Origin of the sequence: Halolamina sp. (genome assembly GCF_036626355.1) — an archaeon.
Classification (GTDB): Archaea; Halobacteriota; Halobacteria; order Halobacteriales; family Haloferacaceae; genus Halolamina.
Genome location: NZ_JAZKRY010000073.1, coordinates 1 through 15,141 on the forward strand (window position 1 = coordinate 1; position 15,141 = coordinate 15,141).

A 15,141-nucleotide genomic window follows, 5' to 3' on the forward strand; every position below is an offset into this window, starting at 1 on the left:
ACTCGATTCGGGCCAGCCAGCGTCGGGGCTCGTCCAGCTCGGCACCGGTCGGGAGGTTCTCCGGGCGTTCCCACACTTTCGCGGCGGTGTCGAGGCCACGCGTGTCAGTCACCTCGTGGAAGAAAGCGGCGCCGCGTTCGTACTGGCGGCGCTTCAACCCGAGGCCCAGCATCCGCCGGATGAGCTGTGCGACGGGCCCACCACCCTGGCGGCGGGCGTCGACTTTCCGTCGCAGGTCGTCGTACTCCTCGTCGAACGCGCGATCCATCAGCAGCTCGGCGTACCCCTCGACGGCGGTCATCGCGGCGTCGAGTTCGGTGAAGCTCTCACGATCTAGCCCGCCGCTCGAGAGCTCCGTGATGGTCGACTGCATTCGCGTTTCCAGATAGCCCGAGAGCCAGTCCGCGGTGCCGAACTCCGCGGCGTGGGTCACTTCGTGGAACGCGATCCAGCGACGGAACCGGGGGTAGTCGACGCCCAGTTCCGCGGCGGTGTCCTGGATGTTCGGATGGACGAAGTAGAGCGCGTGGTCCGGGCCACCCTGCCCCTCGGCGAGCAGCAGCGGGTCGTACTGCCCGAGCACGTGGCGGGCGAGGAACGCCAGCGAGAACGTCATCGAGCCGGTGTTGGCGACGCGGGTCGCGCCGGGGAACAGCGGCTGGCCGAACTCCTCGGATAGCGGTTCGATGAGACGCCGGAACGTGTCGATGTTGGCGTCGATCCAGTGATGGCGGTTCTGGAGTTCCACGGTCTTGGGCACGTCGAACTCGACGCCGCCGACCTCGCGGATGCGCGTGCGGGCGTCGCGGACGTCGGCTGCATACCCCTCGCGGTCGGCGGCCGCGAGATCGAGCGACCCGGGGTTCGTCCCGGCTTTCGCCGCGTCGGCGACGGCGTCCCAGTCGACGGCGCCATCGCCGGATGCGGAGACGACGGCGTCGACGCTGCGGAAGAGATCCATATAGACTGTTGGCGCGGCGGCGACAAAAACCCTCGTTCCGTGGTCGCCCGACGACGACTGACTGCGGCGCTACTCCTCGGCCAGTTCGTCCGGGGCCTCGATTTCCTCGGCCGTGTCGGCCAACAGCTTTCGGGCCACGAGCGCGAGCACGACCAGCAGGGCGACGATGGCGGCAGCTACCAGTCCGTTGGGACCCGAGGGAGACTCCTCGCCGCTCGTCACTTCGATGGAGACGGCCTCCTCGCTGTCGATGTCTTCACTGTCGGCGTCCTCGGCGCCGGTTTCGATCTCGTCCAGCGCGTCGAGCCCGTTCGGCTCGCCGCTGAGCAGCTTTCGCACGACGTAGGCCGCCGCGGCGAGCATGCCGAGGCCGACGAGCGGGCGGACGACGGAACGCCCGCCGTCGTCAGTCTGTGACTCGTCGGGCTGCTCCTCACCGGTAGCTGCTGAGTCGCCGGTGTCGGTGGCGCTATCGCCTGTCTCGTCGATCGCTTCCTCGTCGCGACTGCCGCCGAGGCCGTCGATGGTTCGCGGGCCGAACTGGACAGTGTCGTGGAAATGCAGTTCGAACAGGGAGAGCTTCTTTTCGGACATACCTGTTCGTTCGTGGAGGTGAACCATAGCCGTTGTGGCAGTGCCGGCGCCGGAGGTTCCGGCAAACAGAGTGGCTGGGTTGCCGACGACGGGGCCGTTACCAGGACCGCCGGACTGATACTCCAGGCTGCTGAATGACTGGGCATGCAGACCGCTCAGCGGGAGTTCCTCGACGCATTGCTGACGACGCCGAGTCCGTCCGGTTTCGAGACGCGCGGCCAGCGAGTCTGGGTCGACTACGTCTCGGAGTTCGCCGACCGAGTCGAAACCGACGCGTACGGCAACGCGGTCGCGATTCACGACGGCGACCAGGGCGACGACACGGAGTTCGCGGTCGGCGGCCACGCCGACGAGATTGGGTTCATCGTCCGCGACATCACCGACGACGGCTTCCTCCGTATCGCCCGCGTCGGTGGCTCGGACCGCACCGTTTCGAAGGGCCAGCACGTGAGTATCCACACTGATGAGGGCCCCGTGCAGGGGGTTATCGGCCAGACCGCCATCCACCTGCGCGAGGGCCAGGATGAGGAGTACGAGGACATCGGCGAGCAGTTCGTCGATATCGGCGCCGTCGAGGACGAGGACGCCGAGGAACTGGTCGAGATCGGCGATCCCGCGACGTTCTCCTCGGGCGTGCAGGAGCTCAAAGGCAGCCGCGTTGCGGCCCGCGGCATGGACAACCGCGTCGGGACATGGGTCGCCGCTGAGACGCTCCGCCGGGCGTCTGAAGCCGGCGCCGACGCGACGGTCGTGGCAGTGTCGACGGTCCAGGAGGAGGTCGGCCTGAACGGTGCCCAGATGGTGGGTTACGACCTCGATCCGGACGCCTTCGTCGCTGTCGACGTGACCCACGCGACCGACAACCCGGACGTGGCGTCCTCCGCACGCGGCCCGGTCGAACTCAGCGACGGCCCGGTGGTCGGCCGGGGGAGCGCGAACCACCCCGGACTGGTTGCCTTGGCCCGCGAGGCCGGTGAGGCCGACGAGATCGACCACCAGTTCCAGGCCGCCGGGAGCCGGACGGGGACTGATGCAGACGGCGTGTTCACCGAGCGCTCGGGGATTCCGTCGCTGAACATCGGCGTCCCGAACCGCTACATGCACACGCCGGTCGAGCTGATCGATACGGCGGACCTGGACGCGGTTGCTGAGCTGTGTGCTGGGATGGCCGAGCGTGCCGCCGAGCACGCGCCGTTTGGTGTGGATATCTGATTACCACGCCTCCGTCATTTCGACGGCAGAAGGGGGGTTCACTGACAAGCCGCTTCAGTCGTGGGTAACTGACACCGCCTGCGTTTCCCGGCTATCAGATCTTTGCTATCAGTGGTTCAACCGGCGGGAACAGCCGAGGGAGATAATAAGTCACATACGTTTATCTCCGATATCCACCACTCACAGCTATGCAGACCTGGAAACGACGCGCTCTCGGATACCTCGTCCTTCTGACCACGGCGATCGTACTGACCGCGACGGGGTATCAGACCGGCATGCGGGTGTACGAGGGACGACCGCGCACGTTTCTCGATTCGCTTCAGTTTGCCGTCGAGATGTTCACCACGACCGGGTTCGGCGGGGACGCACCGTGGAACAGTGCGGAGATGCAGGCGTTCATCACCGTGACCGACCTGCTCGGGATGGTCCTCCTCGTCGGCGCGCTGCCGGTGTTCGTGGCACCGCTCGTGGAGAGCGCGCTGTCCACGACGGCCCCACAGGAGCTGGAGACGGTCGTCACCGACCACGTCGTGATCTGTTCGGACACGACACGCGCAGACGAGCTCATTCGGGAACTTGAGGCCAACGACGTCCCGTATGTCATCGTCGAATCCGACCGTGAACGGGCGGAGGAGCTGTACGAATCCGGAAAGCGTGTCATTCGGGCAGATCCCCAATCGGCGGACGGGCTGGATGCTGCCCGCCTGTCTTCAGCCCGTGCCCTATTTGCGGACCTGTCCGACCAGGTCGACGCGAGCATCGTCCTGGCTGCAAAGGAACTCACCGACGACGTGCCCGTCATCAGTGTCGTCGAGAACCCGGACGCGGGGACGTACCACCGGTTGGCCGGGGCTGACACCGTCCTCTCTCCCCGGTCGTTGCTGGGACAGAGCCTCGCCACGAAGGTAACCACAGCCGCGCGAACGGGGATGATCGACGCGGTCGAGATCGAGAATCACCTGCAGCTTGCGGAGATCTCGATCCGACACGGCAGTCGCCTCGCGGGGCTGACGCTGGCCAGCAGCGGAATCGGGGAGCAGTCGGGGGCCAACGTAATAGGGGTCTGGGTCCACGGCGAGTTTATCCCTGCACCGCCCCCCGACACGGAGCTAGTGGAGGGGAGCATCCTGCTCGTCTCCGGCCGCGCCGATCAGCTGGAACAGCTCGCCGAGATGACACAAACATCGGTTCGTGGCTTCGAAGCCGGCGGGACGGTCATTGCCGGATACGGACAGGTCGGCCAGGCCGTTTCCGCCGAGCTTGACGAGGCCGGCCTTCCGTGTACGGTCATCGACCAGGAGGATATCGACGGTGTCGACGTGGTCGGTGACGCAACCGACCCGGAGACGCTCGCCGCAGCCGGCGTCGAGGAGGCCGAAACCGTCGTTCTCGCGTTGCCCGACGACACCACGACGGAGTTTGCCACGCTCGTGATCCGTGACCTGGCACCCGAAACACAGATCCTCGCCAGGGTGGAGGAGCAGGCGAACATCTCGAAGACGTATCGCGCCGGGGGCGACTACGTTCTGTCGCTGGCGAGGGTAACCGGTCGGATGGCGGCCTCACAGCTTCTGGGGAATCGTGACGTGCTGTCGCTGGAGCAGCAGGTCGAAACCATCCGTCAACAGGTGCCGGCGCTCGATGGACGGAGTATCGGGGAGGTAAACATACGGGGCCGAACCGGGTGTACGGTGGTCGCAATCGAGCGCGAGGAGGACGTCGTCACCGACATCGGACCGGACACGACAATCCAGTCCGGGGACGTACTCGTCGTTGTCGGGACCGACGAGGCGATCAACGTCTTCGAGCAGGAGTTCCAGTCCGGCACCAACTGACCGACTACGCAGTTGGTCAGCGTGATCGAGGTGACTAACTGACGTCGTCGTACTGAGTTCACGCTCTGTATTCACCTACCCAGTAGCCACGCCAGCAGTAACGCCACTCCGGCCCCAATTAGTGTCCCAAGCGCGTATCCCACCGCCAGCCATCGGTCGCCGCGCTCCCACGCCTCGACCGTCCCGACTGAAAAGGAGGAGAACGTCGTGAACGCGCCGCAGGCGCCGGTGCCGACCAGCAGGAGTATCTCGTCGTCGGCGCCGGCGAAGGTGAGGAGGCCGAGGACGAACGTCCCGAGCACGTTCACTGCGAACGTCGCGATGGGGAGCCCGTCCGTTTCGACCAGTTCACCGACGCCATAGCGCGCGACGGCGCCGAGCGCGCCGCCGAGTCCGACAAGCACGGGGGCGACTGTCACGCTGCTGCACCTCCCGACGAGTCGAGCAGCCGTCTGGCGACGAGACGACCCACGATGGCCCCGGCGAAGCCGAGCGCGTAGTTGGCGATGACGTTCCCCGCGAGGAGGGCGGGCGTGCCAGCCAGCGCCGATTCGACGGCGAACGTGGAGTAGGTGGTGTACGAGGAGAGAAACCCGGTGGCGGCGATGGCTTTCGTCGGCTCCCGGAGTCGGCCCGATGCGGCGACGGTCAGCACGACACCGAGCGCGAACGCGCCGGTGACGTTTGCCGCGAGGGTCGGGAGGAGGCTGACTGCGGCGCCAGCGCCGAAGAGGCGCGTGAGTACGACGCCGAGCGCCCAGCGCGCGTTCGCCCCGGCGAACCCCCCGACTGCGACGAGCGTGAGCGTTCGGGAGCGGGTCGTCGACACAGCGGCTACTGCCCGCGGACCGGGTTTATCGCTATCGTTCCCGGCTGTGGACCGGTGACTGGGTGGCCCCCGAAAGAAAACCGTTAAACGGCGTGCCGGGCACATCTACCGTATGGCTGGAACTATCGAAGTGCTCGTCGCTGGCGGTGAGGCCGACCCTGGCCCGCCGCTGGGTCCCGAGCTTGGTCCGACGCCCGTCGACGTGCAGGCGGTCGTCCAGGAGATCAACGAGCAGACAGACGCGTTCGACGGAATGGAGGTCCCCGTCACGATCGAGTACGACGACGACGGCTCCTTCACCATCGAAGTTGGTGTTCCGCCGACGGCGGAACTCATCAAGGACGAAGCCGACTTCGACACGGGCTCGGGCGAGCCCCAGGAGAACTTCGTCGCCGACCTCAGTATCGAGCAGTTGAAGAAGATTGCCGAGCAGAAATCCTCCGACCTGCTCTCCTACGACATCCGCAACGCTGCCAAAGAGGTCGCGGGCACCTGCGTCACACTCGGCGTCACCATCGACGGCGAGGACGCCCGAACGTTCAAACAGCGCATGGCGTCCGGCGAGTACGACGACCAGTTCGCCGAGGAAGCCGCGGCGGCCTGACGGCTGCTCCCATTTTTATCAGCGATTTGTTGTTTCCGTAACGAGAGCGCCGCGGTGGCGGATGGCTGGGACGTCCCCTCCACCGTCACTTGCCGTTCTCCGCCCGCGCGTCGAACTTCGCCGTGAGCGCACCCGCCACGTCCGAAAGATACGCCGTTCCCCAGATCGCGACGATGATGCCGCCGATCGTGTCGAACAGTAAGTCCTTCATCGTGTCGTCGAGACCGTACTGGGTGAGCACGGTTCCGGTGCCGGCCATCGCGGCCAGCCGGCCGAGGGCGAACTCGATGACCTCCCAGAACACGCCGAAGGCGACGGTAAACAGGAGGATGAACACGAAGACGAACTCCGAAGGGAACTGCACGGCGTCGGTGTGGTTGTCGAGCGCGCGGACGGTCGTGTAGCCCGCGGCGGCGACGATGCTCGCCGAGAGCATATGGGTGAGGTGGTCCCACCACCCAATGGAGCGGTAGGGGCTGAGCGGCGACCCCGGCAGGCCAACGGTGCCGAAGCCGTGGAGGAAGACGGCGGTGGTGATCCAGAGCGCCAGCGCTGGATCGATGGGGATGCCGTAGTCCTCTTCGAGTATCGCCGGCAGATACGTCACCCCGAGTCCGAGGCTGGCGTTGACGATGATGCCGATGCTCCCGCGTTCGAGGCCGATCGCGACGAACCCGATGAGCGCTACCTGCATCCCGCGGGTGGCCCGGCGTTGGTTCCGTTCGCTCACCCCGAGGATATCGCGGATTCTCATTGGTTCTCTCTATCGGCCATATCCACCAGTTGGTCGGGGAGCCTGGTTTCGGCGTCGGCGCGCCGGCGGAAGTAGAACTCGAACAGCGCGCCACCGAGCACGCCCGCGACGGTTGCGGCGACGAAATCCCACATCAGCGTCTCTTCGATGACGTGCTCAGGGCCACGGCCGTAGAGGAACATCGTGCCGAGATAGATATCCGAGAGCCACTGAGCGACCGCCCAGATGCCCGCGGCGGCCATCGTGGCGACGACGACGAACAGCACTGCAAAGCGGTCGTTCATCCGCACGCTGGTGAACAGGTCGAGTTCGACGGCGATGACGAGCGCGACGGCGGCGACAGCGAGATACGTCGTCACCCTGCCGGTCAGGGTTATTCGCACGACCGTCTGTCCGGCAACGATGGTGCGCCCGACGACTGGGAGCGCCGCCAGCGTGAGCAACTCCCAGGGAAGCATCGCGAGACGGTCACGAGCCGCGATCGGCGGCGCGATCGCCAGCCCGACCACCACGAGAACGAACCCCGCCCACAGCGGCCCCCCAACCAGTAGTTCGGCGACGGCGGCGACAGCGAGGAAGCCGACGACGGCCCAGGCCACGAGGGCGTTGCGCCGCTCGTCTTCGACGACTCGCAGTCCCAAACTCTTCATGGTCGCTCTGTCCGCGGGCGTTGGCAAAACAGTTCGGCTCCGCGCTCGGTCACCGTTGGTCCCATCGCAGTTCTTCGGGTAACAAACCATCGGACGTCCGATGGCTTCGGCCGGCTCGCACTCGGTATCGACGGATCGCTCCTCCGCATCTCGGTGAGCTGTGGCCAGAGGGCCGGCTCTGGGACGTCGCCGGGAACGGACCAGTCCGCGCCCGACCGGGTGACAGACGGGGAAGGGAATCGTTAAACCTCGCGCGCTCGGTCCCCTCTACATGAGCGAGGCCAGAACTCGACAGGAGCGCTCCTGTGTCTCCTGTGGCATCTCCGTCACGGGAACCAACGCGGCGCGCTTCAAGTGCCCGGACTGTGGCACCGTCATCTTCCGCTGTGCGAAATGCCGGAAGCAGAGCAACCTCTATGAGTGCCCGGACTGCGGGTTCAGGGGGCCCTGACGATGGGTGACGTTGCCGCGAAGCTGAAGGTGATGCCCCAGAGCCCCGAGATCGATCTCGATGCGCTCGAGGAGCGCCTCGAGGCCGCGCTCCCCGAGGGCGCCGAGATTCGTGGGTTCCAGCGCGACGACGTCGCGTTCGGGCTGGTCGCACTGCTCCCGACCGTCATCGTCCCCGACGACGCCGGCGGCACCGAGGCTGTCGAGGAGGCGTTCAGCGATGTCGAGGGCGTCGAGAGTATCGCAGTCGAGTCGGTCGGCCGCCTCTAACGCCGCCGCCGATTTCTGCGTTCGTTTCGTCGGTAGCGCCAGCGTAATTCAAGTGCCGTCCCTTTCGCGACGTCCACCTTTCTCGCTCGGACGGAACGCCAAAGACGCTGCTCGCCATCCTCCCGGCCATGACTATCGCTGTGTTGGTGACTCGATTCTCGGCACCGGGACCCGGACGAACCCGAACGAAACGGTCACGCGCGACCGAATTGAATGCGAGAACTGCGGTCTCAGAAAACCAGTAGCCCGCCGACAACTGCGAGCGTTCCGAGTACGAGACACACGCTCCAGAACGGGAGCTCGTCGACGACGCGCATCAGCGCGCCGATGGTCGCGTACCCCACAACTGCCGCGGCGCCGAGTGCAGTTACTGCAGCGAGGAGTGAGATGTCGAGGCCGGTGTCGAGATAGGCAAGCAGGCCACCGCCGAGCGAGGCCGGGACCGCAAGGAGAAACGAGAATCGGAACGCCTGCGGTCCCTCGTGGCCACGCAGGAGGAGTGTCCCGGTCGTCATCCCCGACCGCGAGATCCCTGGCAGGATGGCGATGCCTTGTGCGACGCCAACCAGAACGGCGTCGAGCCAGGTCGGCGTTCGGTGCTGACCGTAACGGTCCTTCGACAGGTACTGAAAGCCACCGGTGAGGAGCAACAGTACGCCGACGAGGGCGACGAACACGCCGCCGGTGAGTTTCGAGAACGCATCGACGAGCGTCACGTAGGCGGCGACGCCGACGAGGCCCGAGACGAACGTCCCGATAGCCAAAAACGTGACTGTGGCCTGGTCACCGTCGAAGGCGCTGTTCGGACGCCATTCCGGAAGGAGCGTCAGGACGTCCCGGATATCGCGGCGGTAGTAGACTGTTGCAGAGAGCGCCGTCCCGAGATGGAGAAAGAGCGCGTACGCGACGACTTCCTCGGGAGAGCGACCGAGCGCCGAGAGGACGATGGTGATATTCCCCTCACTGGAGATTGGGAGCCATTCGAAAACCCCCTGCAGGATGCCGACGAGGAGGGCAACGACGAGTTCCCGGTCCATACAGCAGGTGGATGGGGCAAGCGGTATGACCGTTCTGCTTCTGTGTTTGAGATCGAGAGGACGGCGGTGCCAATCCCGAAGCACGCTGAGCAAACGGATCGCTCGGCGAGTGTCGCCCCTGCGCTGGTCACTTCGACGAATGGATTCATAATACAGGACAACAATGGGGTTACCAGTGTCATCGATGGAAAGAGTGATCGAACGGCTCTATCAACCAGCGTATGTCGGTGAGAACCGGTGTGTACCGTGTACGATCGTCAACGTCCTCATTGCTCTGATCGCCGGCGTCGCCCTGGGGATCGCGTCGCTTCCGCTCGGTGTGGCCGCGTTCCTGGTGGGCCTGGTGGTCATCTATTTCCGGGGATATCTGGTTCCCTACACCCCGACGTTCACGAAACGATACTTCCCAGATCGCCTTCTTCGGTGGTTCGACAAAGACCCCGTCGGACACGAGATGTCCTCCGAGAACTGGGAAGAGGACATCGACGTCTCGAAGGTTCTCTTCGAAATGGGCGTCATCACCGAGTGCGAGCACGCCGACGATCTCTGCCTGGACTCGAGCTTTCAGACGGTATGGCGCCGACAGATCACCGCGCTCCAGGACAGCAATCGGGACGACCGTCGTCAGGAGATCGTCGAGTTGCTCGACCTGGATGACGATGCAGCGGTCAACGAGTTCGGCAATACGGCCGCGATTGTGAGAGTCGACGGGAACCAGGTCGGACAGTGGGAGTCGGACGCAGCGCTAATCGCCGACCTGGCGGCCGACAAGACGCTGAGAGAGTGGGACGTCGACTGGGAGCAGTACCACGTCGTGAACCGGAGCAGGCTAGTGAACACCTTGCGGATGTTTCTTGAACAGTGTCCCACTTGTGACGCACCCGTCTCCATTGGTCAGGAAACCGTCGAGTCTTGCTGCCGTTCGCGCGACGTTGCTGCCGTTACCTGTACTGACTGCAATGCGCGGTTGTTCGAAATCGAACTCACCGACGAGATGCAGGCACAACACTGACTGGACTATGGCCAACCCCCCAAATCCCATAGTGGTCTCGTCGGCGCTCGCGGCCTCACGGTCGACTGCCGCTCGCCCGTATCGAATTCGTCGCTTCGAGGTGTGCTCGTGACCATGCGGGGGTTCGCCCCGTGAGCGACGGTCTTGCGGACGCGATCGATCGGGTCAGGCGCCGGCTGAGACGGCGAACCACGAAGGCTCTCGTCGCGGCTCTCTGCCTGGTGGCGATTATCCGCCTGTTGCCGTTCCCGGCCGTATATCGTCAGGGAGATGTGGTTCTGTCTTCGAACGACCCGTACTTTTATCGCTATCTTGTCGAACAGATGACGGTCGTGGCCACGGGCCCACTGGATCTCGGGGTGCTCACGTCAATCACCGCGAACGGCGAACCGCTTCTGACCGCGACCCTGTGGTGGGTTGCGGAACTGTTCGGTGGGCACCCCTGGACGACGGGCACGATACTCGCCTGGTACCCGGTGGTTTCGGCCGTTCTGACAGGGGTTCTCGTGTACTTACTGGTGAGAGAACTCTCCGACGATCCCCGCGTCGCGCTCGCGGCCGTAGTCTTTTTTGCCGTTGTTCCCGGCCACGCCTTTCGAACAGGCCTCGGATTCGCTGACCATCACGCGTTCGACTACCTGTGGCTGACGGTGACCGCTTTCGCGTTCATTCGGCTAATCGGGGACGACCGCATCGCCTGGCCATGGTCTCGGCAGACGATCCTCGGGGTTGCTCTCCTCGGGGCCGGCGTGGCCGGACAGGTTCTCGCCTGGGAAGCCGGACCGCTGCTACTGATTCCACTCGCCCTGGGACTGATCGTCTACGCGCCGTTCGCCGCCCACAGGGACGAGGTCTCGGCGTTCGTGGCAATCGTCGCCGGTCTGGCAGTCGGCGCGATCGTCACGGGAATCGCCCACGCCGGACTCGGGTGGCATTCGTTCGCCGTCGCGGTCACGCCCGCACTGCTGTGGGTCGGTGGTCTCGGCCTCCTCGTGGGCGTGGTCACGGTCGGCCGGTTCGATCTTCCGCCACACTCGCTGGCCATCGCAGAGGTACTCGGCCTGACGCTCGTCGGCACGGCAGTTCGAACTGCTGTGCCCGCCGTCACTGTCGCACTCGACCGTGGACTCACGTTCCTTCGATCCCCTGCGACAGCGGGCGAGATGCAGTCGATCACAGCCACTGGGGGGCCCGTGTTCGGCCCGTTAATTATGCTCGGGTTCACGCCGTTCCTGGCCGTCCCTGCGATGGTGTGGTCGGCGTGGGAGTCGGTCCGACGCGCGGATCCTGGCTGGTTGCTACTGAGCCTCTATGGGTGGACGTTTCTCGGACTGTCGATCGTCCAGCGACGATTCACTGGCGAACTCGCTCCGTTCATCGCTATCTTCGCTGGTCTGGGATTCGTGGGACTCTGTTCGATGCTGGACCTGCTTGCCTCACCGACTGTGTTCCCCCGGGCATCCCGGAGCGGCGGCACGTCGAGATCAGCAGAAAGCGACACATCGACGCCTCGTCAGGGGACAGGAACTGATGCTGCGGAACGGACCGCCTCCTCAAGTGGTCTCGAACTTCCGGGGCGTCGCCGAGCCATCGTGCTCGGGAGTCTGGGGGTTGTGTTTACAGTTTTTCCCGCACTGTACAGCGCGCTCATCCATCCGCGAGTGACGATCGACGACCGGAAACACGCTGCGGCACGCTGGATGCAACAGTACGCCGAAGCGCGGAGCTGGGAGTATCCGGCCAACTACGTCTTCAGCAACTGGGGGCGAAACCGCATGTACAACTACTTCGTCAACGGCGAGTCCCAGTCGTACGCGTTCGCCAAGCAAAACTACGACTCGTTTCTCTCCTCGCAGGCTCCCGTCGAATGGTACGATCGACTCCACTCCCGGACCGGGTTCGTCGTCACGACCGCCGACGCGCCGTTCGGCGGGACGTTCGGGGACCGAATGTACGGCCGCCTCCACGGCAGTCTGGGCAGCCGTCGCGGGGGAACGCCCGGACTCGATCACTATCGCGCCGTGTACGCCAGCGACGACGGGTACGTGAAAGTGTTCACACTCGTTCCCGGTGCAACAGTCGTCGGCCGCGGACCGGCCAACACCGAGCTTTCGGTCCAAACTGACGTGACGATCCCGGGCAGAACGTTCACCTACGAGCGTCAGGTATCCACTGACGAAACCGGCTCGTTCTCGGTGACTGTGTCCCAGTCCGGCACCTACCGGATCGCCGAAGCCGAGGTCGAGGTTCCCGAAGCGACAGTTACGGAGGCCCGAACCGTCGAGGTCGGCGACGTGACATAACACGGTGCGTCACCGCGTCCGTCGAGACTTTTTTCGGAGTTCCTAACTGTGAGTACCTTCGCACTACCGCAGTAGTAACTGGTTTCTAACAAACCCCTGGGCCGCTAATGCAGTAGTTGATGAGATCCAGGTTGTGGTACCGGCTCGCGAGCCTGGGGGGAGTTTCCTCCATCACGATCCTGGCCGTCCTCGTGGCCAATCACCCGATGGTCCAGCAAAGCGCGATGCTGGTACCGGTGTTCAACCGGCTCCCAGCGACGACAATGACGAACGGCAATGTCACCGTCGCCGTCGTGACCTCCCTTGTGATCGTACTGGGCGCGTTCGTTCCGCTGTTCAAACCACGGCCCAGACGTTTGCTGGACATAATTTTGAGTGTCGAATCACGCGTGGCGATCTCGGTGTTCGCGCTCGCAACGGTCGGGTACTTCGACTACACCTACCGGCTTCCACGAACGACGCTCGTCCTGACAGCCGGTTTGCTGGCGGTGTTCGTTCCGGCGTTGTTCGTGGTTCTTCATCAACGGCCGAGGATCGATGTCAGGCGGGGGATCATCGTAGGAGGCGATCCTGAGACGATCCAGAACGTGCTCGATGTAACTGAAATTCCGATCACCGGCTATGTTTCACCGCCGTCGTCAAGTGTCGTCGACGATATCGGCGCACGTAATCCCCCGATCGGCACTCCGGACGGCGGCGAGATCGTCAACCAGTCGCTGGGCGATCTCGAGTGCCTCGGGGGACTGTCGCGTCTCGACGAAGTACTCGTGCAGTACGATGTCGACGCCGCCGTGTTGGCCTTTTCACGACCGGACCGGGCTGAGTTTTTCGGGACGCTTGATACGCTCTACGAGCACGGCGTGAGCGCGAAAGTCCACCGAGATCACGCAGACGCAGTCCTGACAACGGACGCGGGTGTCGGTGAACTCATCGACATTGATATCGAGCCATGGGATTGGCAGGACTACGTCTTCAAACGACTGTTCGATATCTGCTTCGCATTCGCGGGACTGATTGTGCTTGCACCTCTGTTAGTTGCGATCGCCATTGCGATCAAACTGGACAGCGACGGGACGGTTCTGTACCGGCAACGGCGGACGGCAGTGTTCGGCGAGCAACTCACGATCTACAAGTTCCGGAGCATGGTCACGGACGCGGAGTCCGGGTCGGGTGCTACTCTTAGCGATGAAGACGCCGGCGAGGTCGATCCCCGCGTGACCCGTGTCGGCCGCATCCTCCGGAAGACCCACCTCGATGAACTTCCACAGCTCTGGTTGATCCTCAAGGGCGACATGACTGTCGTTGGGCCCCGCCCTGAACGACCGACGCTCGACCGGAAGATGGAGTCCAACGCCGGTTCGTGGCGACGTCGATGGTTCGTCAAGCCGGGACTGACGGGGCTCGCACAGATCAACAACGCGACTGGGTTCGACCCGCAGGAGAAACTCAGACACGACATCACCTACATCCGGAACCAGTCGCTCCTGTTCGACCTGAAGATTCTCAGCCGTCAGCTGTGGCAAGTCGCCATGGACGTTCTGCAACTGGCCTTCCCGTCGTCGCCCAACGCCTCGGAGTCAGATCAGGACGAACAGGGATGGAACGATGACTGACTCCGTTCTGGTAACCGGCGGGGCGGGGTTCATCGGCAGCCACCTGGCTACAGCCCTCGTCGCTAACCACGAGGTGCGCGTTCTGGACGACTACTCGACGGGCAAGCGCGAGTGGGTGCCGGATGCTGCACGGGCCATACAGGGCGACGTGACCGATCGAGAAACGGTTACGCGGGCCATGCACGGGGTCGACGTCGTCTTTCACCAGGCCGCCAACGTTAGCGTCGAGCGCTCAGTCGAGGCCCCGGGCGAGAGCCGTCAGGTGAACGTCGACGGGACGCTGACCGTCCTCGAGGTGGCCCGCGACAAGGATACGCGGGTCGTGCTCGCTTCCAGCGCTGCGGTCTATGGACACCCCGAGTCGGTTCCCGTGGCTGAGCCCGCGCCGAAGACGCCCACGTCGCCGTATGGCCTCGAGAAGCTGACGGCCGACCACTACGCGCGGCTCTATCATGATCTCTACGGAGTCGAGACGGTCGCACTTCGGTACTTCAACGTCTACGGGCCGCGTCAGGGTGGCGAGTACAGCGGCGTCATCGACGTGTTTCTGGAGCAAGCCCGCGCAGACGATCCGATCACAGTTCACGGCGCAGGCGACCAGACCCGGGACTTCGTCCACGTCCGGGACGTCGTGCAGGCGAACCTCCGTGCTGCGACGACCCCCCACGTGGGCGAGGCGTTCAACGTTGGTACTGGGCGGAGTGTCTCGATCCGAGAGCTGGCGGACCTCGTGTGCGACGTGACTGGCACTGACGGGGAGGTTCGACACACCGATCAGAGGGAGGGCGACATCGAGCGAAGCCGCGCCGACATCTCGAAGATCCGAAACCGCCTCGACTATCGTCCGACGGTACGCCTCCGAGACGGTCTCGCTGCACTCATCGCCAACGCTGAGGAGTCACCCCTGACCGCCGACGTCCCGCTGGATCTGTACAACGCTACCTGAGCACCCTTCGTTCGAACCGTCGGATACGGTAGCTGCCAGTCTGGACGCGATGACGACTGGAGGGCGTACGC

At 64.4% G+C, this 15,141-nt stretch carries 16 protein-coding genes; 9 read left to right on the forward strand and 7 right to left on the reverse strand.

Features of this window, described 5'->3' with window-relative positions; translation table 11 throughout:
* Positions 1-961, reverse strand: a 961-nt coding sequence (locus tag V5A38_RS11460) for a zinc-dependent metalloprotease (RefSeq protein ID WP_332325898.1), incomplete at its 3' end; no start/stop codon positions are given.
* Positions 962-1,030: 69 nt separating this feature from the next.
* Complete coding sequence (locus V5A38_RS11465; protein WP_332325899.1) at positions 1,031-1,555, reverse strand: hypothetical protein; 525 nt, start codon at positions 1,553-1,555, stop codon at positions 1,031-1,033.
* 144 nt (positions 1,556-1,699) lie between these two features.
* On the opposite strand from V5A38_RS11465, the gene V5A38_RS11470 reads away from it, so the two are divergent.
* Both V5A38_RS11470 and V5A38_RS11475 read left to right on the forward strand, forming a co-directional pair.
* Positions 1,700-2,767 (forward strand): M20/M25/M40 family metallo-hydrolase, encoded by a 1,068-nt coding sequence (locus V5A38_RS11470; protein WP_332325900.1) that lies wholly within the window; start codon positions 1,700-1,702, stop codon positions 2,765-2,767.
* 188 nt (positions 2,768-2,955) lie between these two features.
* The gene (locus V5A38_RS11475) at positions 2,956-4,602 is read left to right on the forward strand and encodes an NAD-binding protein (RefSeq protein ID WP_332325901.1); all 1,647 of its coding nucleotides are present in this window, start codon (positions 2,956-2,958) and stop codon (positions 4,600-4,602) included.
* Between the two features lie 71 nt (positions 4,603-4,673).
* On the opposite strand, the gene crcB is transcribed toward V5A38_RS11475, so the two are convergent.
* Together crcB and V5A38_RS11485 are read right to left on the reverse strand one after the other, a co-directional pair.
* Entirely contained in the window at positions 4,674-5,021 is a 348-nt protein-coding gene (crcB, locus tag V5A38_RS11480) for a fluoride efflux transporter CrcB (protein WP_332325902.1), read from the reverse strand.
* Positions 5,018-5,431, reverse strand: a complete 414-nt coding sequence (locus V5A38_RS11485) for a CrcB family protein (RefSeq protein ID WP_332325903.1) — start codon at positions 5,429-5,431, stop codon at positions 5,018-5,020. Before V5A38_RS11485 ends, crcB begins: the two co-directional genes overlap by 4 nt.
* Positions 5,432-5,543: 112 nt before the next feature.
* On the opposite strand from V5A38_RS11485, the gene V5A38_RS11490 reads away from it, so the two are divergent.
* Positions 5,544-6,035: a 50S ribosomal protein L11 gene (locus tag V5A38_RS11490; RefSeq protein ID WP_332325904.1), complete on the forward strand. Its 492-nt coding sequence runs from the start codon at positions 5,544-5,546 to the stop codon at positions 6,033-6,035.
* An 85-nt stretch (positions 6,036-6,120) separates the two neighbouring features.
* Here the strand turns inward: V5A38_RS11490 and V5A38_RS11495 are convergent, their stop codons facing one another.
* On the reverse strand, positions 6,121-6,789 hold the full coding sequence (locus tag V5A38_RS11495) for a hypothetical protein (protein WP_332325905.1): 669 nt from the start codon (positions 6,787-6,789) through the stop codon (positions 6,121-6,123).
* Positions 6,786-7,439 carry a hypothetical protein gene (locus tag V5A38_RS11500; RefSeq protein WP_332325906.1) on the reverse strand — a complete coding sequence of 218 codons (654 nt, stop codon included), beginning with the start codon at positions 7,437-7,439 and terminating at the stop codon, positions 6,786-6,788. The genes V5A38_RS11495 and V5A38_RS11500 overlap by 4 nt, the downstream gene beginning before the upstream one ends.
* 271 nt (positions 7,440-7,710) lie before the next feature.
* Between V5A38_RS11500 and V5A38_RS11505 the strand changes: the two genes are divergently transcribed.
* Together V5A38_RS11505 and V5A38_RS11510 are read left to right on the forward strand one after the other, a co-directional pair.
* On the forward strand, positions 7,711-7,890 hold the full coding sequence (locus V5A38_RS11505; RefSeq protein ID WP_332325907.1) for an HVO_2753 family zinc finger protein: 180 nt from the start codon (positions 7,711-7,713) through the stop codon (positions 7,888-7,890).
* Positions 7,891-7,892: 2 nt separating this feature from the next.
* Entirely contained in the window at positions 7,893-8,159 is a 267-nt protein-coding gene (locus tag V5A38_RS11510; RefSeq protein ID WP_332325908.1) for an elongation factor 1-beta, read from the forward strand.
* A gap of 230 nt (positions 8,160-8,389) precedes the next feature.
* On the opposite strand, the gene V5A38_RS11515 is transcribed toward V5A38_RS11510, so the two are convergent.
* Positions 8,390-9,196, reverse strand: coding sequence for an undecaprenyl-diphosphate phosphatase (locus V5A38_RS11515; protein ID WP_332325909.1), 807 nt, complete (start codon positions 9,194-9,196; stop codon positions 8,390-8,392).
* A 175-nt stretch (positions 9,197-9,371) separates the two neighbouring features.
* On the opposite strand from V5A38_RS11515, the gene V5A38_RS11520 reads away from it, so the two are divergent.
* The 4 genes from V5A38_RS11520 to V5A38_RS11535 all read left to right on the forward strand — a co-directional run bounded on the left by V5A38_RS11520 (position 9,372) and on the right by V5A38_RS11535 (position 15,070).
* Positions 9,372-10,208, forward strand: coding sequence for a hypothetical protein (locus V5A38_RS11520; RefSeq protein WP_332325910.1), 837 nt, complete (start codon positions 9,372-9,374; stop codon positions 10,206-10,208).
* Between the two features lie 323 nt (positions 10,209-10,531).
* A complete protein-coding gene (locus V5A38_RS11525) occupies positions 10,532-12,511 on the forward strand; it encodes an STT3 domain-containing protein (RefSeq protein ID WP_332325911.1) in 1,980 nt (659 codons plus the stop codon).
* A gap of 119 nt (positions 12,512-12,630) precedes the next feature.
* Positions 12,631-14,124, forward strand: coding sequence for a sugar transferase (locus V5A38_RS11530; RefSeq protein ID WP_345786285.1), 1,494 nt, complete (start codon positions 12,631-12,633; stop codon positions 14,122-14,124).
* Positions 14,117-15,070 (forward strand): NAD-dependent epimerase/dehydratase family protein, encoded by a 954-nt coding sequence (locus V5A38_RS11535; RefSeq protein WP_332325913.1) that lies wholly within the window; start codon positions 14,117-14,119, stop codon positions 15,068-15,070. The genes V5A38_RS11530 and V5A38_RS11535 overlap by 8 nt, the downstream gene beginning before the upstream one ends.
* Positions 15,071-15,141: the final 71 nt, after the last annotated feature.